Source organism: Streptomyces tsukubensis (assembly GCF_003932715.1).
GTDB lineage: Bacteria > Actinomycetota > Actinomycetes > Streptomycetales > Streptomycetaceae > Streptomyces > Streptomyces tsukubensis.
This window is the reverse complement of the sequence record NZ_CP020700.1, coordinates 1,276,927-1,299,099: the sequence shown is the minus strand read 5'-3', so window position 1 is coordinate 1,299,099 and position 22,173 is coordinate 1,276,927. Positions and strand designations below refer to the sequence as shown.

Genomic DNA, 22,173 nt, shown 5'->3' with positions numbered 1-22,173 from the left:
TGCGTATCCGGGGCCCGGGATACTTAGTTCATCCGGTGGACGCTGTCACGCAGCCTGCGGGCGTCCCGCAGGCGCTGCTCGTAGGTGGCGCCTACGGTGAGCAGCAGCAGACCCGCGAGCGCCGGGGGCAGCCAGCGCGGCAGCACGCCGACCATCTGCACCACGTACGGCGCCAGCTCGTGCAGTGCGACGAGCGCCAGGACGATGCCGCCGAGGACCAGCGGGGCCTGGAGCCGGGCCCGGGCGCCGTGGAGGGTGAGTGCGAGGGCTGCCGCGCCCAGCAGCAGCGGCCGAAGCCAGTTCGGATCGCTCAAGGCCACGGTGAGGCTCGGTACCAGGGTCGCGGCCAGCCCGGGGCCGTACGCCGCCCAGGACGAGGTCGCCGGGGCCCGGCGGCGCTGCAGGACGCCCACGGCGAGGGCGGGCACCGAGACCGGCAGGCTGTACGCCTCGGGGGCCGTGACCTCCCAGCCCGCCAGCCGGGCCCAGGCGGCCAGCACGAACAGCGCGACGGCTGTGGCACCGGCCGGACGGCGCCGTTCGGGGCGCAGTGCCGTCGCCGCGGCGATCACCCCGGCGAGCCCCAGCAGCACGGAGGTCATCGGCAGGTCCCCCGAGGCGAGCAGCACGGCCGCGGCGCCCACGACCGCCGCCGTGGTCTCCAGCGTCACCGTCACGGGCCCCGGCGCCGCACCCTCGTCCTCGGGGACCCCGGACCGCGGCCGCCGGGCGGCTGCCGCGGCCACCCCGCACGCCACCGCGGGCACGGCCATCAGCAGCAGCCCCGCCTCGGCCGCCGTCAGCGCCGCCGCCCGGGCCACGGCCATCAGCAGCCAGCTTCCGAACCCGGCCGCGGCGACCGCGAGCACGGCCCGTACGGCCTCCCCGGCCCGGGTCGCCACGGCCGCCGCGACCAGCGCCACCACCAGCACCCCCAGCACGGTGAAGGTCGCGGTCCGGTCGGCCAGCGCCAGCCCGCCGAGGCCCGCCGCCCCCGCGAGCCCGCAGCCCAGGACGAGCGGGACCGTCCCGCCGCGCCTGAGGACCGCCCACCCGAGCGTTCCCAGCGCCGTCAGCAGCCCGTACGCCACCGTCGGCCCGTATCCCATCCGTACGGCAGCCGGCACCGTCACCGCGGCCGCCCAGAGCAGCCCCGCTGCGGCGCCCGGAGCCCAGGCCCGGAGGGCGTCCCGCCCCGGCCGGGTACCCGACGGCGTCCCCGTCGCCGTACGGGCCCACCGGGCGCCCGCGGCCGCCGCCCCCGCGGCCAGCAGCAGCGTCAGCGGCGCGGCGGCGAAGAACGAGGGGTTCAGATCGACGCCCAGCGCCGTGTAGGCATCAGCGGGCGCACCCCGCCAGGGACCGGACAGCGCGGTCACCGGACCCACCAGAGTCAGCACCGTCAGCGGCAGCGTCAGCAGGGCCGCCGCACCGAGCACCCCCGCAGCCGCCCCGCCCAGACCCCGGGCCGTACCCCGCGGCCGCCGCAGACCGGCAGCGGCCGCCGGTACCGCGGCGGCCAGCGCATACGCCGACACCGCCCAGCCGGTGGGCAGCACCTCCCGCACCACCCCGCCCGCGCCCGCGATCAGCGCCAGGCCCGCGGCCGCCGAGGCGGGCAGCGCAGCCCGGTCCGAACGCGCCGCCGCGAACAGCGCGATCACCGCGATCGCCGCGAAGACCGCCGCCGGGCCGAGCGCCCCGGCCGGAGTCTGCGCCGACGCGGAACCGACGGCCGCCACGGCCGCCGCCGAAACACCCGTCACCGCGGCACAGCCGGCCGCGAACCGGCGGACCGCCCGCCGGGACACCCACAGCGCGACCGCGACGTCGAACGCGGCCGTCGCCGTCAGCGCCCAGTCCAGCAGCTCCCGGTCCGCCGCCGTCGCCCACAGCAGCAGCGGCAACTGGGCCGCGCCCACCGCGGCGGGCCCCGGCAGCACCAGCCCCGGCAGCAGCCTGCCGTACCCGGCCCAGAGCGCCGCCAGCACGGCCGCCGCCGCGGCCGCGTACCCGACGGCGTCCCCGCCGCCGAACCCGACCTGCCGCAGGGCGTACGCGTCGAGCACCGTCAGCAGCAGACCGAGCGCCGCCACCGACTCCGCGGTGGAGGTCAGCCCCCGGCGCAGCAGCGGCACCGGGGCCGCGAGCGCGGCGCCCGTCACCGCCGCCAGCACGGCACCCCGCCCGCCGATGCCCAGGGAACCCCAGCTCACCACCGTGAAGGCGACCGCCGCGACGGAGAGCAGCACCCCGCCGAGGACCAGCAGCGCGTTCTGGGCGCCCCGGCCCGAGGTCTCGCCCACGGTCCGGCCGCCCGCGCCCGGGGCAGCGGGCTGCCCGCCGGCGGCCCGGGTCCGGGCCGCGGCAGCGCCTTCGATCATGGTCAGCAGCCAGGACCGGCGGGTCAGCAGCCACGACCGCCGGTGCTCCAGACGGGCCAGTTCCCGGTCGACGAGTGCCAGTTCCTCGGCGGGCGGCAGGGGCGGTGCGGACGTGTTCATGCACCGGAGTGTGTCCCGAGCCACAGCGACCGGCATGGGTGCGGGTACTCAGATACCGGGTGAGTACGGTCGGAGCACCGCCCGTGCCGCGGCCCGGATTCCGGACCAGACTGGCCCCATGGACCGCCACCGCCACCGGTACCGCTACCGCTTCCGCAGCGTCTGGGAGCTCGACGCCCCGCCCGGCGCCGTCCTCGCCGTTCTCTCCCGGCCCGGCGACTACCCCCGCTGGTGGCCCCAGGTGCGCGCGGTGACCGTGCTCGGTGAGGACCGGGGCACGGTCCGGGTCCGGTCCCTGCTGCCGTACGAACTGAACCTCGCCGCCCGCGCGGTGCGCCGTGATCCGGCCGCCGGGGTCCTGGAGATTGCGCTGCGGGGCGACCTCGACGGCTGGGCCCGCTGGACCGTCACGGCGCAAAGCCGCGGGAGCCGCGTGGTCTACGAACAGGAGGTGGAGGTCCGGCGGCCGCTCCTGCGGAGACTGACCGGGCCTGGCCGGCCGCTGCTCCGCGCCAACCACGCCCTGATGATGCGGGCGGGTCGCCGAGGGCTGGCGGCCTACCTCCGGACCGGACACCGGATTTGAAGCCGGACCGCCGCAACCTGTATGGTTCAGTCCGTTCCCGGGCGATTAGCTCAGTGGGAGAGCGCTTCGTTCACACCGAAGAGGTCACTGGTTCGAACCCAGTATCGCCCACCGGGAAAAGGCCGGTCCGTCCACGACGGACCGGCCTTCCGCATTCCCGGTGCCCGCGCTCCGGGCGGCGGATATTAGGCGGCGGCGGACAGTTCGGGGCGGAGCGGCCACGCCGGATCCACCGCTTCCGCCGACCCGGAGCGCGCGAACCACGCCTGCAGCCCCCGCGCCTGCGCCGCATGCCACACCGCCTGCAACGCATGCAGCTCCGCCGCCGAAAGCCGCTCCATCCGCGCCGCGAACCTGCGCCCCACCGCCCGGCACACCTCCATCGCCGCCATCGCGTCCGCCGCCGCCTCGTGCGCCCCGTCCAGCACCACCTCGTACTGCTCGCACAGATCCGTCAGCGTCCGGCGGCCCTTGCGGTAGCGGTCCAGTTGCTTGTCCAGCACTCTCGGGTCGAGCACGCACAGCGGCACGTTCTCCAGGCAGCGGGCGAGCGACGTGGCCCGGTGGCGGCGGAGTTCGCGGTCGAGCAGGGTCAGATCGAACGGTGCGTTCATCACCACCAGCGGGCGGGCCGCGGCGCACTGCTCCGCCAGCGCCCGCGCGATCTCCTCCATCACCGGTGCCGGCCAGCGCCCGTTGCGCTGGACGTGCTCCTCGGTCAGCCCGTGGACATCGGTGGCCGCACGCGGCACCGGCACCCCCGGATTGACCAGCCAGCGCGTCACCACGGGCCGTGCCCCGGCCGCGTCCTGCACCACCAGGGCCGCGGAGACGATCCGGTCCTCCTCGACGTCCACCCCCGTGGTCTCCGTGTCGAAAGCGGCCAGCGGGCCCTCGAACCAGCACGTCATCCCCGAACTCCTCGCACGCGTACGACAGACGGCGCTTCCTCTGCCGCATCGGTGATACCCGGACCGTTTGCCGTGTACGCAAGACGGCGACAACACAGACAACACACATGACGGGCACGGAAGCTGACAGCCCGCCATGAACACCGGCACATCGGACGGATCCCCCGGAAGGCCGAAGAACATGGCGATCCCGCACCCCTCCTCCGCGGTCCCGGGCACCGCGGGAGGCCCGGCGCGGCACGACGGTGCCCGGCCGGCGGCGCCGCGCGGCGCACTCGCCGTCACCGCCTGCATGGAAACGCTCCAGATCGGCTATCTGCACGCCGTCGCCGCCGCGGCGGGCTGCTCCCTCTCCCAGCCCTTCCCTGACAACGGCATCGACTGGCACGTCAGCCACGGCTCCCCGGGCCACGCCGTGGACGACGAGGTGACCGTCAAGGTCCAGCTCAAATGCACCGGCCGGATCCCGCCCCGTCCGCCGGGGCCCTCGTTCCCCTTCACCCTGGACAACGACCACCTCGCCAAGCTCGCCCGCACCCCCGTCTCCGTCCACCGGATCCTGGTGGTGATGCTGGTGCCCCGCGCCCCCGAGGACTGGCTGCGGGCCGGCCACGACCGGCTCGAACTCCGCCACTGCTGCTACTGGACCAATCTGGCCGGGCAGCCCGCCACGGGACGGCGCCGGACGACCGTACGGATCCCCACCGCGCGGATCTTCGACGACCGGGCACTGCGGGAGATCATGGCGCGGGTCGGATCGGGAGGCAGACCGTGAATCGTGTTCCCGGCGTTTCCGGCGTTTCCGGCGTTCCCGCCGAGCCCGCCGAGCATTCGGCCGATGCGGTACGGCACCGGCTCGGGCCACTGCCGGACCCCGGGCCCGCCACCGGACCCCCGGACCCCGTGGGACCCGATCCCGCCCGGGTCGACCCCGCCGTCCTCGGCGCCCTTCTCGACCGGCACGGCTGGCGGCGCCGCGGTGGGACCGCCGGACGGTACGCCCGCTGGAGCCCGCCCGGTGCGGCCGACGGGCGCACCAGCCTGCTGATCCCCGAGACCCGTACCCTGCCCGACTGCGACGACCTCGTCTCCGAGGCGATCGGAGCCCTGACCGCCCTCGCCCGGGATGCCGTACCGTCCGCCCGGGACGTCCTCGCCGGGCTGACCGTCCCCGGCGACGAGATCCACTGGTGGCGCGAGGTGCCCCCCGGCCCGGCGGGCGCCGTCCCCTGGGCTGCGCAGGAGCGGCTGCGGACCGCCGCCCGGCAGCTGCTGATGGCCGGTGCGCTCGCCGCCCACGGCCGGGCCGGCTACCACGGTGCCCGGCACCGCCGCCGGGCCCGGGCCCTTCTCGACGGCGTCCTCGTGGCGCCCGGGGCCGGCGGGCGTTCTCTGACCGCCCTGGTGCCGGTCGCCGACGGCCGGGCGCTCGCCGTCGCCTTGTACGGGGCGCTCGCCGCGGCCCGGGACGCCACCGACTACCAGCGGGCCACCGGCCGGACGGAGGCGTACGACGCAGCCGTCGCCGTCGGGGTCAGCCAGGAGCTGACGGAGGGACTCGTCGCCCTCGTCCACGGCTCCGAAGGCGCGGCGGTACGGCTGGCCTGGTCCCCGGCGGCCGGGACACCCGACGGCTGCGCCGCCCGCCCGGCAGCGGTCGAGTTCACCCCCGGGGATCTGCCCGCCCTGCGTGCCGCGGGCGCCCGCTACGTCCGCCATGAGCCGTCCGTGCCGGTCCGGGTCACCGGCGCGGTCGTCGGACTGCGGCGCCCGGGCCCGCACGGCCCCGGCGCGGTCAAGCTGCGGGTGCTGACAGGCGCCGAGGTACCGCAGGTCAGGGCGGTACTGGAGGAGGACGCCTACCGGATCGCCGGGCAGGCACATCTGGCCGGGGTGCCGATCAGGGTGACCGGACGGCTGGAGAGCCGCGGCGGATTCCGCCGTCTCACCGACGCCTCCGGCGTCCTCGCCCTGCCCGCCGAAGGCCCCGAGGCCGAGCAACTGCTGAAGTCCCTCGGCTCGGACCCCGGAGACGCCCGCTGAAACGCCCCCCGGTAGCCGGACCGCCCGCCGGAGCCGAGGCGCCGGACCGCACGTCGTTAACCGTTTCGCGAGGGCCGCCCCCGGCTCGGTACGATTCGGTGGTGCCCGGTGTCCGCCGTGGCGCCCCCTCGTCAGTCAGGAGAAACCGGTGTCCGACGTCCGTGTGATCATCCAACGCGATTCCGAGCGGGAAGAGCGCGTGGTGACCACGGGCACGACGGCCGCCGACCTCTTCGCCGGTGAGCGCTCCGTGATCGCCGCCCGGGTCGGCGGAGAGCTGAAGGACCTGGCCTACGAGCTCGTCGACGGCGAGCAGGTCGAGCCGGTCGAGATCTCGTCCCCCGACGGTCTCGACATCCTCCGCCACTCCACCGCGCATGTGATGGCCCAGGCCGTGCAGGAGCTGTTCCCCGAGGCCAAGCTCGGCATCGGCCCGCCGGTCAAGGACGGCTTCTACTACGACTTCGACGTCGAGAAGCCGTTCACGCCCGAGGACCTCAAGGCCGTCGAGAAGAAGATGCAGGAGATCCAGAAGCGCGGCCAGCGCTTCGCCCGCCGGGTGGTGAGCGACGAGGCCGCCCGCGAGGAGCTGGCCGCGGAGCCGTACAAGCTGGAACTGATCGGAATCAAGGGCTCCGCCTCCAGCGACGACGGGGCCGATGTCGAGGTCGGCGCCGGTGAGCTGACCATCTACGACAACCTCGACGCCAAGACCGGCGAGCTGTGCTGGAAGGACCTCTGCCGCGGTCCCCACCTGCCGACCACCCGCGCGATCCCGGCGTTCAAGCTGATGCGGAACGCCGCCGCGTACTGGCGCGGCAGCGAGAAGAACCCCATGCTCCAGCGGATCTACGGCACCGCCTGGCCGTCCAAGGACGAGCTGAAGGCCCATCTCGACTTCCTTGCCGAGGCCGAGAAGCGCGACCACCGCCGGCTCGGCAGCGAGCTGGACCTGTTCTCCGTGCCCGACGAGATCGGCTCCGGCCTCGCCGTCTTCCACCCCCGCGGCGGCATCGTCCGCCGGGTCATGGAGGACTACTCCCGCAAGCGGCACGAGGAGGAGGGGTACGAGTTCGTCTACACCCCGCACGCCACCAAGGGCGCCCTCTTCGAGAAGAGCGGCCACCTCGACTGGTACGCCGAGGGCATGTACCCCCCCATGCAGCTCGACGGGGGTACGGACTACTACCTCAAGCCCATGAACTGCCCGATGCACAACCTGATCTTCGACGCGCGGGGCCGCTCGTACCGCGAACTGCCGCTGCGGCTGTTCGAGTTCGGCACGGTCTACCGCTACGAGAAGTCGGGCGTCGTGCACGGACTGACCCGGGCCCGCGGCTTCACCCAGGACGACGCGCACATCTACTGCACCCGCGAGCAGATGGCCGAAGAGCTGGACCGCACCCTCACCTTCGTCCTCAACCTGCTGCGCGATTACGGTCTGACCGACTTCTATCTGGAGCTGTCCACCAAGGACCCGGAGAAGTACGTCGGCTCGGACGAGACGTGGGAGGAGGCCACCGAGGTCCTCGCGAAGGTCGCGGAGAAGCAGGGGCTGCCGCTCACCCCCGACCCGGGCGGCGCCGCGTTCTACGGTCCGAAGATCTCCGTCCAGGCCCGGGATGCCATCGGCCGCACCTGGCAGATGTCGACGATTCAGCTCGACTTCAACCTGCCCGAGCGGTTCAACCTGGAGTACACCTCCCCGGACGGCTCCCGGCAGCGGCCGGTCATGATCCACCGGGCGCTGTTCGGCTCCATCGAGCGGTTCTTCGCGGTGCTGCTGGAGCACTACGCGGGCGCGATGCCGCCGTGGCTCGCCCCGGTGCAGGCCGTCGGCATCCCGGTCGGTGACGCGCACGTCGACTATCTGCACACCTTCGCCGCCGACGCCAAGAAGCTCGGGCTGAGGGTCGAGGTCGACGGCTCGTCCGACCGGATGCAGAAGAAGATCAGGACCCACCAGAAGCTCAAGGTGCCGTTCATGATCATCGTCGGTGACGACGACATGAACGCCGGGACGGTCTCCTTCCGCTACCGCGACGGCTCCCAGGAGAACGGCATCCCGCGCGAGCAGGCGCTGGCGAAGCTGGCGCAGGTCGTGTCGGACCGCGTCCAGGTCTGATCCGGCCGCGCGGCCGCGCGCGCTCCGCTCAGCCGAGGCCCCCGGGGAGTCCCCCCGGGGGCCTTCTGTCCTCGTCGAGCGCGAACCTCTGGATCAGCCAGGACGAGAACGAGCCCGTCACCGCGCCCAGCAGCGCCAGCCCCCCGGCCATCATGAACGTCGCCACCGTCCGGCCCTCCGGAGTCACCGGGGTCACATCCCCGTACCCCACCGTGGTCAGTGTGGAGCAGGCCCACCACACCGAGTCCCCGAAGGTCCTGATGGTGGCCCCCGGGGCGCCGCGTTCGGCCGCGTACACGGTGAGCGCGCCCGCGAAGCCGAGCAGCACGGCCGTCATGCTCGCGTACGACATCACCCGCGCATAGAGGGAGAGCCGGGCGTGCTCGTGGCGGTGCTGGACCGAATCGTAGATCTCCACGATCCGCAGCGGACGGAGCAGCGGCAGCACCACCACGATCGCGTCCAGCAGGTGCGTCCGGACGAAGGAGAGGCCGCGGCCGCTGATCCGCCAGCGGACCGCGAAGTCGGCCACGAACATCGCCCAAGTCGTGTACGTGACCGCGAGCAGGGCGTCCCGCCAGCCCTGCGGGAGATCGTCGTCGAGGATCCGTACCGCGTAGCAGCCGAGGAACACCGTCGATGCGACGAAGAGCGGGACCTCGGTCCGGCGGCGCCAGCGCCACATCCGGTCCTCACGGTCCGCGGCCTGATCGCTGTCCGTGCCGTCTGTGCCGTTCGCGCTGTTCGCGCCGTTCGGGTCATTCTCGGGGGGATCGCCGTCGCGGCCTGAGGTCCTCGGGGGGTTCACCGCACCAGCATCGCCAAGACCGCGGGGACCGCCCCCGGCGACACGCGGCGCACCGGCCACGCCATATGCTGCACAGCATGACGAACGAGCCGGAACAGCAGATCGGGGTGGGGACGCCGGACGCGTTCCAGCGCTTGTGGACGCCGCACCGGATGGCGTACATCCAGGGCGAGAACAAGCCGAGCGGGCCCGAAGCGGGCGACGGCTGCCCGTTCTGCGATCTTCCCGGCAAATCCGATGAGGACGGGCTGATCATCGCCCGCGGTTCGGCGGTCTACGCGGTGCTGAACCTCTATCCGTACAACGGCGGGCACCTGATGGTGGTGCCGTTCCGGCACGTCGCCGACTACACCGACCTCGACGAGGCCGAGACGGCGGAGCTGGCGCTCCTCACCAAGCACGCGATGACCGCGCTGCGGGCCGCGTCCGGCGCGCACGGTTTCAACATCGGGATGAATCAGGGCGTGGAGGCCGGTGCGGGGATCGCGGCCCATCTTCACCAGCACATCGTGCCGCGGTGGGGCGGCGACACCAACTTCATGCCCGTCGTCGGGCATACGAAGGTGCTGCCGCAGCTCCTCGCGGACACCCGCGCGATGCTCGCCGCCGCCTGGCCCGCCTGAGCCCACGCACCCGGTGCCGCGGCACCGAGGGCGGCGAGTGAGCCGAAGGGGCGCGCCGGGCAACCCGGCGCGCCCCCTCGAAGCCGTATCACGCGTCGTACAGGTCGGCCTTCCGCGGTGACGGGTCCTGGACCGCGCCGCTGACCGCCATGGAGCGGCCGGCGAAGCGGTCGGTGTCCACGCCGTTCTCCTCCAGCACCCTCAGCGCCGCCGCATGGGCGACCCGCAGTACCGGGGTCGCGGCGCGCATCGCGTCGTCGGCCATGAACCGGTGCCGCCAGGGCTGCTCCGCCCAGGCGTGCCGCAGTCCGAACGGCTCGGGCAGCGCCAGCTTGCCGCCGAGGAAGTCCAGCAGCGGCGGATACCAGGTGAAGGGCGCCCGGACCGCGAGCCGGACCACTTCCTTCGCCTCCACCAGCGGCAGCACGATATCGCGGGTCTCCCAGAAGCGGATCGTCTTGTTCACGGTCTTCGTCTTGGGCGACGACTTGGTGGTGAACAGTCCGTGGACCGGGCCCAGCGCATGGCCGGTCACCTCGACGCGCAGCGTCTCGTGGAGCACCGTGACGTTGATCATCATGGTGATCACGAGCTGGCCGTCCCAGAGCACGAACTGCACTCCGAGATAGTGCCGGTTGCCCCCGCTGAACTGCTGGTGGTTGCAGATCCGCTGTATCTCGTGCGGTTTGACCTGGAAGGCTTCCACTTCCTGGCCCTCGGGGCGGGACACTCCGCCCGCGCCTTCGGCGACCGGCGAAACGATCCAGTGCTTGACCGAAGGGGTCGGGAAACCACCCGAGTTCAGCGGGCCGCGCTCCAGCAGCTTCAGCTTGTCGTGGATCGCCCGTATCACGTCCCAGCTACGGAACTGGTTGATCTCCTTGGCCGGATCCCGGGAGACCAGTTCCTCGGCCATCTGCCAGCTGCCCCAGCGGGTGCCCATGCCCAGTATGCCCTTGGGGCCCGCGTAGAAGACCGAGTTGGCGAGCTGCTCGGCGGAGAGCTTCTCCAGCCCCTGGCGCAGCTCCTCGCGCCCCTTCTCGTTGGGGTTCCCGGGCACCGCCTCCGGTACCTTCGCCGCGATTCCGCCGCCCGACAGCAGGCCGTCCCAGCGGGACCTCATATCGACCGCGGACTTCTCGCAGATCCGCTTGGCCAGGAACCAGCCGACCACCGGAGCGATGATCATTCCGCGGACGTAGTAGCCGAGGAATCCGGCGAACGGCAGTTTGACCAGGAAGATCACGGCGACCGCGGCGATGGCGACGAGCAGGGCCGTGCCGAACGCTCCGGCCTTCTTGTCCTGGGAACCGGCCAGCGTACGGCGGAGCTGGAAGACACCCATCCACAGCAGCATCCCGGGCAGGAACAGCAGTCCGCAGACGGCTGTGATCACCGTCAGCTTGACATCGCGCTCCTTGCGCAGCCCGCTGGCGGCCAGACAGTGCTCGACGATCATCCGGGCGTCGGTGCCGAAGGACTGGATCAGCGGACCGCGCGCACCGCCGAGCGTGCGTGCCTGCACCGCCCGGCAGAACGCCTCGCCGAGATTGGGCTCGAAGAGGGAGAACTTCCCCTTCTTCACATCGGACTTGTGCCATTCGTTGTTGGCGTCGAGGATCTGCTCGACCGGGCTGTCGCGGTACGCCGCCGAGGCCAGGGCGCTGGTCGCGGCCGTCTGGCCCGCCGAGCCCTGGATCGGGACCTGAGCCCCGGGACTGAAGTCGAATCCGTCCGCCACTTGCCGCCCCCATCGCCCCGGTCGCCGCCGCCTGCCGCGGCTCATTCCCAACTGCCCTGCTCCGCACACCTGCTGAACTGGGCACCTCAGCGTATCCGGGGCGTAGGCGCTTCGTCACGGGAGCGCGGAATCGGCCGGAACCGTCCGCCGGAGCCGCCGCCGGGTCCGCCCGGCAGCCGGCCGGCCGCCCGGTGCCTTCCCCGCTGCCCTTCCGTACGCCGTCCGGCCTGCCGTCCCCGCCCCGTTCCGGTGGGGACGGCAGGCCGGAGCGCCCGCGCTACGCGCCGCCGTTGCTCTCCTGCCGCAGCCGGTCGGCCACCTGCTGCGGCATCGCCTCGTGCCGGGCGTACGCCCGGCTGAACCGGCCCGTGCCGTGCGAGATGGACCGCAGATCGACCGCGTACCGCCCGATTTCGATCTCGGGCACCTCGGCCCGTACCAGGGTCCGGGAGCCCGCGGACTGCTCGGTGCCCACGACCCGTCCCCGCCGCCCCGACAGATCGCTCATCACGGGGCCGACGTATTCGTCCGAAACCAGTACCCGGATCTCGGCCACCGGCTCCAGCAGGTGGATCGGCGTCTCCGCGGCCGCCTCCCGCAGGGCGAGGGCGCCCGCGGTCTGGAAGGCGGCGTCCGAGGAGTCCACCGAGTGCGCCTTGCCGTCCCTGAGGGTGACCCGGATGTCGACCAGCGGATATCCGGCGGTCACCCCGCGCGCCGCCTGGGCCCTTACCCCCTTCTCGACGGAGGGGATGAACTGGCGGGGGACCGCACCGCCCACGACCTTGTCGACGAACTCGATTCCGGATCCGGGGGGCAGCGGCTCGACGTCGATCTCGCAGATCGCGTACTGGCCGTGACCGCCGGACTGCTTCACATGGCGGCCCCGGCCCGAAGCCGCGCCGCCGAAGGTCTCCCGCAGCGCCACCTGGTGGGGAATCACGTCCACCTCGACGCCGTACCGGGTGCGCAGCCGCTCCAGCGCCACATCCGCATGGGCCTCGCCCAGACACCACAGCACCACCTGACGGGTGTCCGGATTCTGTTCGAGACGCATCGCGGGATCCTCGGCGACCAGCCGGTTCAGCCCGTGCGAGAGCTTGTCCTCGTCCGCCTTGCTATGGGCCCGCACCGCCAGCGGAAGCAGCGGGTCCGGCATCTGCCACGGCTCCATCAGCAGCGGATCGTCCTTGGCTGAGAGCGTGTCGCCGGTTCCGGCCCGCCCCAGTTTGGCGACGCAGGCCAGATCACCGGCGATCACCCGGGGCAGCGGCCGCTGCTGTTTGCCGAAGGGTACGGAGAGGGCGCCGACCCGTTCGTCGGCCTCGTGCAGCTCCGGCGGTTCATGGCCCCGTTCGGCCGGGCCGTGGCCCGACACATGGACCGTCTCGTCGGGGCGCAGGGTGCCGGAGAAGACCCGGACCAGGGAGATCCGGCCCACGTAAGGATCCGACGACGTCTTCACCACCTCGGCGACCAGCGGTCCGTCCGGGTCGCAGGCCGGGCGGGGACGGGCCGCGCCCTGCGGGGACGTCACCTGCGGACACTCGGCCTCCAGCGGGGTCGGGAAGCCCCGGGTGATCAGCTCCAGGAGCTCCACCGTGCCGAGGCCCTGCCGGGCGCCGTCGGCCGCGGGCGCCGCGGCCAGCACCGGGTGGAAGGTACCGCGGGCGACCGCCTTCTCCAGATCGTCGACGAGGGTCTTGACGTCGATGTCCTCCCCGCCGAGATAGCGGTCCATCAGGCTCTCGTCCTCGCTTTCGGCGATGATCCCCTCGATCAGCCGGTTGCGGGCCTGCTCGATGAACGGCTCCTGCTCCGGGTCGGGCGGGGTCTCCTCGCGCTGCCCGCCCGAGTAGTCGTAGATCTTCCGGGTCAGCAGCCCGACCAGACCGGTGGTCGGGGTGTGCCCGTCGGGGCCCGGCTCCCCGTACTGCGGCAGATAGAGGGGCAGTACGGCATCGGGGTCGTCGCCGCCGAACAGCTCCGCGAGGACCGCGGTGAGCTGTTCGTACCCCGCCCGGGCGGTCTCCAGATGCGTGACGACGATCGCCCGCGGCATGCCGACCGCCGCGCACTCGTCCCAGACGGCCCGGGTGGCCCCGCCGATGGCGTCCGGCTCCTGGGCGGCCGAGACCACGAACAGCGCCGCGTCGGCCGCCCGCAGCCCGGCCCGCAGCTCGCCGACGAAATCGGCGTACCCGGGGGTGTCCAGCAGGTTGATCTTGTAGCCGTCCCAGTCGAGCGGGACGAGGGAGAGCTGTACGGAGCGCTGCTGGCGGTGTTCGATCTCGTCGTAGTCGGAGATCGTGCCGCCGTCCTCGACCCGGCCCGCCCGGTTCACCGCGCCCGCGGTGAGGGCCAGGGCCTCCACGAGGGTGGTCTTGCCTGAACCGCTGTGGCCGACCAGCACCACATTCCGTACGGATGCGGGCCGGTCGGCCGCTGTAGCCCTGCCGGCGGCTCCGGGGTGTGCGTTCGCCTTGTCGCCCATGATTCCTGCCTCCCGGTCGATACGGATCCGGATCGGTGCGCCGGGGCCGTTCGCGTTCCGGCCGGCGCGCGGGGAAGAGTGGAGGTGCCGGGCCGCGGGCGTGGCGGGAAACGGGGGCCGGAGAGGGGGCGAAGGGGGGTGGGGGCCGCTCCGTCGGTGCCCGCAGTCGTCCTTCGAGCTTTCCACCGACGCAGAGAGGCGTCCATACGTCGCGCACGGCACCGCACCGGGCGCGGGCGACGATGGCGGATTGTGATGCCGGCGGCCGCCGCACGGCCGGTGCCGTACGACCCTCTCCGCACGGCCGCCGCAGGCCGTGCGGAACCGTCCGGGGCGGGCCGAGTCGGGTGCCCGGCCGGTGGGACGCGCCCGTCGTGGCTACGATGGGCCAGCCGGTGGCCGTCGGGGCCGCACGGCGGAACCGAACCTCGGGAAGGCCATGCTGAACAAGTACGCGCGTGCATTCTTCACGCGTGTCCTCACACCGTTCGCCGCGTTTCTCCTCCGTCGAGGCGTGAGCCCCGACGCCGTCACCCTCATCGGTACGGCCGGAGTCGTCGCGGGTGCGCTGGTCTTCTTCCCGCGCGGGGAGTTCTTCTGGGGCACGATCGTCATCACCCTCTTCGTCTTCTCCGACCTGGTCGACGGCAATATGGCCCGCCAGGCGGGGATCTCCAGCCGCTGGGGCGCCTTCCTCGACTCCACGCTGGACCGGGTCGCCGACAGCGCGATCTTCGGTGGTCTGGCGCTCTGGTACGCGGGCAAGGGCGACGACAACATCCTGTGCGCCGTGGCGATCTTCTGCCTCGCCAGCGGACAGGTGGTGTCGTACACCAAGGCCCGCGGCGAGGCCATCGGACTGCCCGTCGCCGTGAACGGGCTGGTCGAGCGGGCCGAGCGACTGGTGATCTCCCTGGTGGCCGCCGGACTCTCCGGACTGGCCGCCTTCGGGGTGCCGGGCGTCGAGATCCTGCTTCCGATCGCCCTGTGGATCGTCGCCGCGGGCAGCGCGGTCACCCTCGGCCAGCGCGTTGTGACCGTCCGCCGGGAGGCCGCCGAGGCGGACGCTGCGGGGTCGGCAGGTTCGGGGGGTACTGCGGGTTCGGGGGGCCGGCCCAGCGGGGCCGGGGCGGCATGACCGGGAGTGCGCCGGTGACCGCCCGCGAGCGGTTCGTCGACGGGATGTACGGATTCGGCTGGGCGGCGGTCAAGAAGCTGCCGGAACCGGTGGCGGTCCGGCTGGGCCGCAGCATCGCCGACACCGCGTGGCGGCGCCGCGGCGCCGGGGTCCTGCGGCTGGAGGCCAATCTGGCGCGCGTGGTGCCCGGTGCCGGGCCCGAGCGGCTCGCCGAACTGTCGAAGGCCGGCATGCGCTCGTACATGCGCTACTGGATGGAATCCTTCCGGCTGCCCGCCTGGAGCACCCGGAAGGTGCGCGACAGCGTCGTCATCCACGACGTCGAGCGGCTGACCGACGGCATCGCCTCCGACCGCGGCGTGATCCTCGCCCTGCCGCACCTGGCGAACTGGGACCTGGCGGGCGTCTGGGTCACCCGGGTCCTCGAAACCCCCTTCACCACGGTCGCCGAGCGGCTGAAGCCCGAGTCCCTGTACGACCGCTTCGTGGCCTACCGCGAGAGCCTCGGGATGGAGGTCCTCCCGCACGCGGGCGGCTCCGCCTTCGGCACCCTCGCCCGGCGGCTGCGGGACGGCGGTCTGGTCGCCCTCGTCGCCGACCGCGACCTGTCGTCGTCCGGCGTCGACGTCGACTACTTCGGCGAGACCGCCCGGATGCCCGCGGGCCCCGCGCTCCTCGCCCAGCACACCGGGGCACTGCTGCTGCCGGTGACCCTCTGGTACGAAGGCGATGCCATGCGGGGCCGCGTCCATCCCCCGGTCGAGGTGCCCGCCTCGGGCACCCGCGCCGAGAAGACGGCCGCCATGACCCAGGCGCTCGCGGACGTCTACGCCGCGGGGATCGCCGAACATCCGGAGGACTGGCACATGCTCCAGCGGCTGTGGCTCGCCGATCTGGAGCCGCGGGAGCCGCGCTCCGGCCGGGAATCGGAGCCCGGCACCGGCGGACCCGGCGGCACCCCGGCGCCCGGCGGCCCCGGCGGATCGGACGATTCCGGTACGGCTGCGGGGGAGTCACGGGCCGGTGGGCCCGCAAGGACCCCGGCGCCCGACGGTGCCGCGCGGGCCGACAGCCCGGATACGGCCCCGGCGGAGCGCGAGCCCGGAGCGCCCGGAGCGCCCGATGGCGCCGGGGGCGTGCCGCCGGGGACCGGCGCCGCGGCGAAGTCCGCCGACGCGCGGAACGGGGGTGCCGCATGAAGATCGGCATCGTCTGCCCGTACTCCTGGGACGTCCCCGGCGGGGTCCAGTTCCACATCCGTGATCTGGCCGAACACCTCATCCGGCTCGGTCACGAGGTGTCCGTCCTCGCCCCCGCCGACGACGACACCCCGCTGCCGCCCTATGTGGTCTCCGCGGGGCGCGCCGTCCCCGTCCCGTACAACGGCTCCGTCGCCCGGCTCAACTTCGGCTTCCTGTCGGCCGCCCGGGTGCGCCGCTGGCTGCACGACGGCACCTTCGACGTGATCCACATCCACGAGCCGACCTCGCCGTCCCTCGGACTGCTCGCCTGCTGGGCCGCCCAGGGACCGATCGTGGCGACCTTCCACACCTCCAACCCGCGCTCCCGCGCGATGATCGCCGCCTATCCGATCCTCCAGCCCGCGCTGGAGAAGATCAGCGCACGGATCGCGGTCAGCGAGTACGCCCGGCGCACCCTCGTCGAACACCTCGGCGGCGACGCCGTCACCATCCCCAACGGCGTCGACGTCTCCTTCTTCGAACACGCCGAGCCCAGCAAGGAGTGGCAGGGCGAACCGGACGCCGGGGTTCTCGGGTTCATCGGCCGGATCGACGAACCACGCAAGGGCCTGCCCGTCCTGATGAAGGCCCTCCCGAAGATCCTGGCGGCCCGCCCCGGCACCCGGCTGCTGGTCGCCGGGCGCGGCGACGAGGCGGAGGCCGTCGCCTCCCTGCCGCCCGAGCTGCGGTCCAGGGTCGAGTTCCTCGGCATGGTCAGCGACGAGGACAAGGCGAAACTGCTGCGCAGCGTCGATGTGTACGTGGCGCCCAACACCGGCGGCGAGAGCTTCGGGATCATCCTGGTCGAGGCGATGTCGGCGGGCGCCCCGGTGCTCGCCAGCGATATCGACGCCTTCGCGCAGGTCCTCGACCAGGGCGCGGCGGGGGAGCTGTTCGCCAACGAGGACCCGGACTCCCTCGCCGACGCCGCGATCCGGCTGCTCGGCGACCCGGAGCGCCGCGCAGCGCTCCGGAAGCGCGCTCTGGCGCACGTCCGGCGCTTCGACTGGTCCACGGTCGGCGCGGACATCCTGGCGGTCTACGAGACGGTGACCGCGGGCGCGGCATCCGTCGCCACCGACGACCGCCCGGGCCTGCGCACCCGCCTCGGCCTCGCCCGCGGCGGCCCCTCGCGCGGCGGCGGCGCCGGATAGGACCCGACGCCGGGTCCCGCCGGGACGACGGTGACAACCGGACGGCGCCGGGCCCGCAGACGGAACCTGCACCGGCCCGTCCGCGAATGCCGGGCGGCCCGGCCGCACCGGGCGACGTCCCAAGGCCTTCCGGCCGCGCGCACGGTCCACCCGGGGCGCACGGATCCAGGGTCCGGCCCGCCCGGCGGGGCGGGGCACGCGAACGTCCGTGGCGGCGCGGGCGCCGGGCCCCGGGGCCCCGGCGGGGCAGCCCCCGGGGGGAGCGCACCGGCCCGCTACGCTAGCGCAGCGTGACCGCAACACTCATCTGGATCCTTGTCGCGCTCGTCCTGGTCGGGCTCTATCTGAGCTGGACCGCCGGCCGGCTCGACCGGCTCCACACCCGGATCGACGCCGCCCGCGCCGCACTCGACGCACAACTGCTGCGCCGGGCCTCCGTGACCCAGGAACTGGCCACCTCCGGAGTGCTGGACCCCGCCGCGTCGATCGTGCTGTACGAGGCCGCCCACGCCGCCCGGCAGGCCGAGGAGGACCAGCGCGAGGTCGCGGAGAGCGAACTGAGCGCCGCGCTGCGGGCGGTGTTCGAGGAGCCTGCGCAGATGGAAGCCGTGCGCGAGGTCCCCGGCGGGGAGGAGGCCGCCGACGAACTGGCGCATGCGGTACGCCGGGTGCCCATGGCCCGGCGCTTCCACAACGACGCCGTACGCGCCGCCCGCGCCCTGCGCCGCCACCGCAAGGTGCGCTGGTTCCGGCTCGCCGGGCACGCCCCGTTCCCGCTCGCCTTCGAGATGGACGACGCACCGCCGACCGCGCTCGCCGACCGGCCCGGCAGCTGACGTACTCCGGCCCCGGCGGCTGCCCGCCCGGCTGACCAGCTAAAACGATCCACCGGCTCCTCATTGGCCCTTGTCGTGGCCTGATCCCGGGTTGTTCCATCGTTGTCGCGACCGTCCCGCGGTTCGCGCCCATTGCAGCAATCCGTCATCGAGTGAGGTCTCCGTGTCCAGCACGCTCTCCAGCACCCCGCAGTCCGACGCCCCCGCGACCGGCACCGCCCGCGTGAAGCGCGGTATGGCCGAGCAGCTCAAGGGCGGCGTCATCATGGACGTGGTCAACGCCGAGCAGGCGAAGATCGCCGAAGACGCGGGCGCCGTCGCCGTCATGGCCCTGGAGCGGGTCCCCGCCGATATCCGCAAGGACGGCGGAGTCGCCCGGATGTCCGACCCCAACATGATCGAAGAGATCATCGAAGCGGTCTCCATCCCGGTGATGGCGAAGTCCCGCATCGGACACTTCGTCGAGGCGCAGGTCCTCCAGTCCCTCGGGGTCGACTACATCGACGAGTCGGAGGTGCTGACCCCCGCCGACGAGGTCAACCACTCCGACAAGTGGGCCTTCACCACGCCGTTCGTCTGCGGCGCCACCAACCTGGGTGAGGCGCTGCGCCGGATCGCCGAGGGCGCCGCGATGATCCGCTCCAAGGGCGAGGCCGGCACCGGCAACGTCGTCGAGGCCGTCCGCCACCTCCGCCAGATCAAGAACGAGATCGCCCGGCTCCGCGGCTACGACAACAACGAGCTGTACGCCGCGGCGAAGGAGCTTCGCGCCCCGTACGAGCTGGTGAAGGAGGCCGCCGAGCTGGGCAAGCTGCCCGTCGTCCTCTTCTCCGCCGGTGGTGTCGCCACCCCCGCCGACGCCGCGCTGATGCGCCAGCTCGGCGCCGAGGGCGTCTTCGTCGGCTCCGGCATCTTCAAGTCGGGCGACCCGGCCAAGCGCGCCGCCGCCATCGTGAAGGCCACCACCTTCTACGACGACCCGAAGATCATCGCGGATGCCTCCCGCAACCTGGGCGAGGCCATGGTCGGCATCAACTGCGACACCCTGCCCGAGGCCGAGCGCTACGCCAACCGGGGCTGGTAGTGAGCACTCCGCTGATCGGTGTCCTCGCCCTCCAGGGCGATGTACGGGAGCATCTGATCGCCCTGGCCGCGGCGGACGCCGTGGCCAGGCCCGTACGGCGGCCCGAGGAACTGGCCGAGGTCGACGCCCTGGTGATCCCCGGCGGCGAGTCCACCACCATGTCCAAGCTGGCGACCGTCTTCGGCGTACTGGAGCCGCTGCGCGAGCGGGTCCGCGCCGGAATGCCGGTCTACGGCACCTGCGCCGGGCTGATCATGCTGGCCGACAAGATCCTCGACCCCCGCTCGGGCCAGGAGACGATCGGCGGCATCGACATGATCGTCCGCCGGAACGCCTTCGGCCGGCAGAACGAGTCCTTCGAGGCCGCGGTGGACGTCACCGGCATCGACGGCCCCGTGGAAGGCGTCTTCATCCGCGCCCCCTGGGTCGAGTCCGTGGGCGCGGAGGTCGAGGTCCTCGCCGAACACGGCGGCCATATCGTCGCCGTACGCCAGGGCCGTGCGCTCGCGACCTCGTTCCACCCCGAGCTGACCGGCGATCACCGGGTCCATGCGCTGTTCACGGAGATGGTGCGCGCGGCCGGGTGAAGGGATCCCGGTAGGATCGCAGCCTGCGCACAGCAGCACAGCAGCAGCAACGGGTTACGCGAAGGAGACAGGCAGATGTCCGGCCACTCTAAATGGGCTACGACGAAGCACAAGAAGGCCGTGATCGACGCCAAGCGCGGCAAACTCTTCGCGAAGCTCATCAAGAACATCGAGGTCGCGGCCCGGATGGGCGGCGCCGATGTGGAGGGCAACCCGACCCTCTTCGACGCCATCCAGAAGGCGAAGAAGCAGTCGGTGCCCAACAAGAACATCGACTCCGCTCTCAAGCGCGGCGCCGGTCTCGAAGCGGGCGGCGCGGACTACGAGACGATCATGTACGAGGGCTACGGCCCCAACGGTGTCGCGGTGCTCATCGAGTGCCTCACCGACAACCGCAACCGTGCCGCCTCGGACGTGCGTGTCGCCATGACCCGCAACGGCGGCTCCATGGCCGACCCGGGCTCCGTCTCGTACCTCTTCCACCGCAAGGGCGTCGTGATCGTCCCCAAGGGCGAGCTGACCGAGGACGATGTGCTGGGTGCCGTGCTGGACGCGGGCGCCGAGGAGGTCAACGACCTCGGTGAGTCCTTCGAGGTGCTCAGCGAGGCCACCGACCTGGTCGCGGTCCGCACCGCCCTCCAGGAGCAGGGCATCGACTACGACTCCGCCGAGGCCAACTTCGTCCCGACCATGCAGGTCGAACTGGACGAGGAGGGCGCGCGGAAGATCTTCAAGCTGATCGACGCCCTGGAGGACAGCGACGACGTGCAGAACGTCTTCGCCAACTTCGACGTCTCCGACGAGGTCATGGCGAAGGTCGACATCTGATCCGCCGCTGACAAGGGCGGGCCGGAGGGAGAAACACCCTCCGGCCCGCCCTTGTTCGCGTCCGATGTCGGTGCCGCCCGATAGCCTGCACAAACAGATGACCGAAGGAGGGGGCGGCGTGCGCGTGCTGGGGGTCGACCCGGGGCTGACCCGGTGCGGTGTGGGCGTGGTGGACGGAATCGCCGGCCGGCCGCTGACCATGGTCGGCGTCGGCGTCGTCCGGACCCCGCCCGACGCCGACCTCGGGGACCGGCTCGTCGCCATCGAGCAGGGCATCGAGGCCTGGCTCGACGAGCACCGCCCCGAACGGGTCGCCGTCGAACGGGTCTTCAGCCAGCACAACGTCCGTACGGTGATGGGCACCGCCCAGGCCAGCGCGGTCGCCATGCTCTGCGCGTCCCGCCGCGGCATCCCCGTCGTGCTGCACACGCCCAGCGAGGTCAAGGCCGCGATCACCGGCTCGGGCCGGGCCGACAAGGACCAGGTCGGCGCCATGGTGACCCGGCTGCTGCGGCTCGCCGCCCCGCCCAAGCCGGCCGATGCCGCGGACGCCCTGGCGCTCGCCATCTGCCATATCTGGCGCAGCCCCGCCCAGAACCGCCTCCAGGAGGCCGTCGCCCGGCACCGCGCCGCCCCCTCCGCCCAGCCCCCGAAAGGCCGTACCGCATGATCGCCTCCGTCCGTGGCCAGGTCGCCGCGCTCGCCCCCACGACCGCGGTGATCGAGGTCGGCGGCGTCGGCATGGCCGTCCAGTGCACGCCGGACACCCTCGCCCGCCTCCGCGTCGGCGAGGAGGCGGCCCTCGCCACCTCCCTCGTCGTCCGCGAGGACTCCCTGACGCTGTACGGCTTCGCGGACGAGGACGAACGCCAGGTGTTCGAGCTGCTCCAGACCGCGAGCGGGGTCGGCCCCCGCCTCGCCCAGGCCATGCTCGCCGTCCACTCGCCCGACGCCCTGCGCGTCGCCGTCGCCACGGGCGACGAGAAGGCGCTGATCGCGGTCCCGGGGATCGGCAAGCGGGGCGCCCAGAAGCTGCTGCTGGAGCTGAAGGACCGGCTCGGCGCCCCGGTCGGCGCGCCCGCCGCCCGCGGCGGGGGAGCGGCGGTGCCCCCGCCCTGGCGCGACCAGCTGCAGACGGCCCTCATCGGCCTGGGCTATGCGGCGCGGGAGGCCGACGAGGCGGTCGCGGCCGTCGCCCCGCAGGCCGAGGCCGAGGGCGGCACCCCCGCGGTGGGCCCGCTGCTGAAGGCGGCGCTCCGGACGCTCAACCGGACCCGATGACCCCCGCCCGGCGGGCCCCGGCCCGGCCGGGGCGCATCCGACCCACCGCGGCCCCGGCCGCCCGACGACACGAGGCACAGGCGCAGTGAACCGGTACGACACCACCTCCGACGACGGCGACCGGTCCGCCGGGGGCCACCAGAAGCCCGGAGAGCACGGGCAGCACGGGGAGTCCGGAGAGTACGGGGA

18 protein-coding genes, 1 tRNA gene and 1 pseudogene are annotated in these 22,173 nt (G+C 73.0%); 15 read left to right on the top strand and 5 right to left on the bottom strand.

The genetic code is table 11. The features are described 5' to 3' along the window. Nucleotides 1-23: 23 nt before the first annotated feature. Nucleotides 24-2,504, bottom strand: coding sequence for an SCO7613 C-terminal domain-containing membrane protein (locus tag B7R87_RS04310; protein WP_130585300.1), 2,481 nt, complete (start codon nucleotides 2,502-2,504; stop codon nucleotides 24-26). A gap of 118 nt (nucleotides 2,505-2,622) precedes the next feature. Between B7R87_RS04310 and B7R87_RS04305 the strand changes: the two genes are divergently transcribed. Beyond that, nucleotides 2,623-3,090 (top strand): SRPBCC family protein, encoded by a 468-nt coding sequence (locus B7R87_RS04305; RefSeq protein ID WP_006350303.1) that lies wholly within the window; start codon nucleotides 2,623-2,625, stop codon nucleotides 3,088-3,090. Between the two features lie 39 nt (nucleotides 3,091-3,129). Then, nucleotides 3,130-3,201, top strand: a tRNA-Val gene (locus B7R87_RS04300). 74 nt (nucleotides 3,202-3,275) lie between these two features. Here the strand turns inward: B7R87_RS04300 and B7R87_RS04295 are convergent. After that, nucleotides 3,276-4,001: a 3'-5' exonuclease gene (locus B7R87_RS04295; RefSeq protein ID WP_006350304.1), complete on the bottom strand. Its 726-nt coding sequence runs from the start codon at nucleotides 3,999-4,001 to the stop codon at nucleotides 3,276-3,278. A 292-nt stretch (nucleotides 4,002-4,293) separates the two neighbouring features. Here B7R87_RS04295 and B7R87_RS04290 point away from each other — a divergent pair, with 292 nt between their 5' ends. The 3 genes from B7R87_RS04290 (at nucleotide 4,294) to thrS (ending at nucleotide 8,169) form a co-directional block, all read left to right on the top strand. Next, nucleotides 4,294-4,776 carry a DUF4365 domain-containing protein gene (locus B7R87_RS04290; protein WP_233169023.1) on the top strand — a complete coding sequence of 161 codons (483 nt, stop codon included), beginning with the start codon at nucleotides 4,294-4,296 and terminating at the stop codon, nucleotides 4,774-4,776. Further along, nucleotides 4,773-6,044 (top strand): hypothetical protein, encoded by a 1,272-nt coding sequence (locus tag B7R87_RS04285; RefSeq protein ID WP_187144585.1) that lies wholly within the window; start codon nucleotides 4,773-4,775, stop codon nucleotides 6,042-6,044. The genes B7R87_RS04290 and B7R87_RS04285 overlap by 4 nt, the downstream gene beginning before the upstream one ends. A 148-nt stretch (nucleotides 6,045-6,192) precedes the next feature. Next, nucleotides 6,193-8,169, top strand: coding sequence for a threonine--tRNA ligase (thrS, locus tag B7R87_RS04280; RefSeq protein WP_006350306.1), 1,977 nt, complete (start codon nucleotides 6,193-6,195; stop codon nucleotides 8,167-8,169). A 28-nt stretch (nucleotides 8,170-8,197) separates the two neighbouring features. Here the strand turns inward: thrS and B7R87_RS04275 are convergent, their stop codons facing one another. Continuing rightward, entirely contained in the window at nucleotides 8,198-8,977 is a 780-nt protein-coding gene (locus B7R87_RS04275) for a potassium channel family protein (protein ID WP_006350307.1), read from the bottom strand. 65 nt (nucleotides 8,978-9,042) lie between these two features. Between B7R87_RS04275 and B7R87_RS04270 the strand changes: the two genes are divergently transcribed. Next, nucleotides 9,043-9,600: an HIT family protein gene (locus tag B7R87_RS04270; RefSeq protein WP_006350308.1), complete on the top strand. Its 558-nt coding sequence runs from the start codon at nucleotides 9,043-9,045 to the stop codon at nucleotides 9,598-9,600. Nucleotides 9,601-9,688: 88 nt separating this feature from the next. Here B7R87_RS04270 and B7R87_RS04265 read toward each other — a convergent pair whose 3' ends face one another. After that, nucleotides 9,689-11,386, bottom strand: coding sequence for a hypothetical protein (locus tag B7R87_RS04265; protein WP_045853151.1), 1,698 nt, complete (start codon nucleotides 11,384-11,386; stop codon nucleotides 9,689-9,691). A 232-nt stretch (nucleotides 11,387-11,618) separates the two neighbouring features. Then, complete coding sequence (locus B7R87_RS04260; protein WP_040916828.1) at nucleotides 11,619-13,835, bottom strand: elongation factor G-like protein EF-G2; 2,217 nt, start codon at nucleotides 13,833-13,835, stop codon at nucleotides 11,619-11,621. Between the two features lie 439 nt (nucleotides 13,836-14,274). Here B7R87_RS04260 and pgsA point away from each other — a divergent pair, with 439 nt between their 5' ends. The 9 genes and pseudogenes from pgsA (at nucleotide 14,275) to ruvA (ending at nucleotide 21,984) form a co-directional block, all read left to right on the top strand. Beyond that, nucleotides 14,275-14,973 (top strand): phosphatidylinositol phosphate synthase, encoded by a 699-nt coding sequence (gene pgsA / locus B7R87_RS04255; protein ID WP_006350311.1) that lies wholly within the window; start codon nucleotides 14,275-14,277, stop codon nucleotides 14,971-14,973. Continuing rightward, nucleotides 14,970-15,905, top strand: a pseudogene (locus B7R87_RS04250) (phosphatidylinositol mannoside acyltransferase); the annotation flags it as partial. The gene pgsA and the pseudogene B7R87_RS04250, both read left to right, overlap by 4 nt. A 263-nt stretch (nucleotides 15,906-16,168) precedes the next feature. Further along, entirely contained in the window at nucleotides 16,169-17,368 is a 1,200-nt protein-coding gene (locus B7R87_RS04245) for a glycosyltransferase family 4 protein (protein ID WP_130585298.1), read from the top strand. 290 nt (nucleotides 17,369-17,658) lie between these two features. Beyond that, on the top strand, nucleotides 17,659-18,204 hold the full coding sequence (locus B7R87_RS04240; protein WP_006350314.1) for a hypothetical protein: 546 nt from the start codon (nucleotides 17,659-17,661) through the stop codon (nucleotides 18,202-18,204). Nucleotides 18,205-18,367: 163 nt separating this feature from the next. Then, nucleotides 18,368-19,288 (top strand): pyridoxal 5'-phosphate synthase lyase subunit PdxS, encoded by a 921-nt coding sequence (gene pdxS / locus B7R87_RS04235; protein WP_006350315.1) that lies wholly within the window; start codon nucleotides 18,368-18,370, stop codon nucleotides 19,286-19,288. Further along, a complete protein-coding gene (pdxT, locus tag B7R87_RS04230; protein WP_006350316.1) occupies nucleotides 19,288-19,875 on the top strand; it encodes a pyridoxal 5'-phosphate synthase glutaminase subunit PdxT in 588 nt (195 codons plus the stop codon). The genes pdxS and pdxT overlap by 1 nt, the downstream gene beginning before the upstream one ends. Before the next feature lie 75 nt (nucleotides 19,876-19,950). After that, nucleotides 19,951-20,703, top strand: a complete 753-nt coding sequence (locus B7R87_RS04225) for a YebC/PmpR family DNA-binding transcriptional regulator (RefSeq protein ID WP_006350317.1) — start codon at nucleotides 19,951-19,953, stop codon at nucleotides 20,701-20,703. 118 nt (nucleotides 20,704-20,821) lie between these two features. Further along, complete coding sequence (gene ruvC, locus B7R87_RS04220; protein WP_006350318.1) at nucleotides 20,822-21,373, top strand: crossover junction endodeoxyribonuclease RuvC; 552 nt, start codon at nucleotides 20,822-20,824, stop codon at nucleotides 21,371-21,373. Beyond that, nucleotides 21,370-21,984 (top strand): Holliday junction branch migration protein RuvA, encoded by a 615-nt coding sequence (ruvA, locus tag B7R87_RS04215; RefSeq protein WP_130585297.1) that lies wholly within the window; start codon nucleotides 21,370-21,372, stop codon nucleotides 21,982-21,984. Before ruvC ends, ruvA begins: the two co-directional genes overlap by 4 nt. Nucleotides 21,985-22,173: the final 189 nt, after the last annotated feature.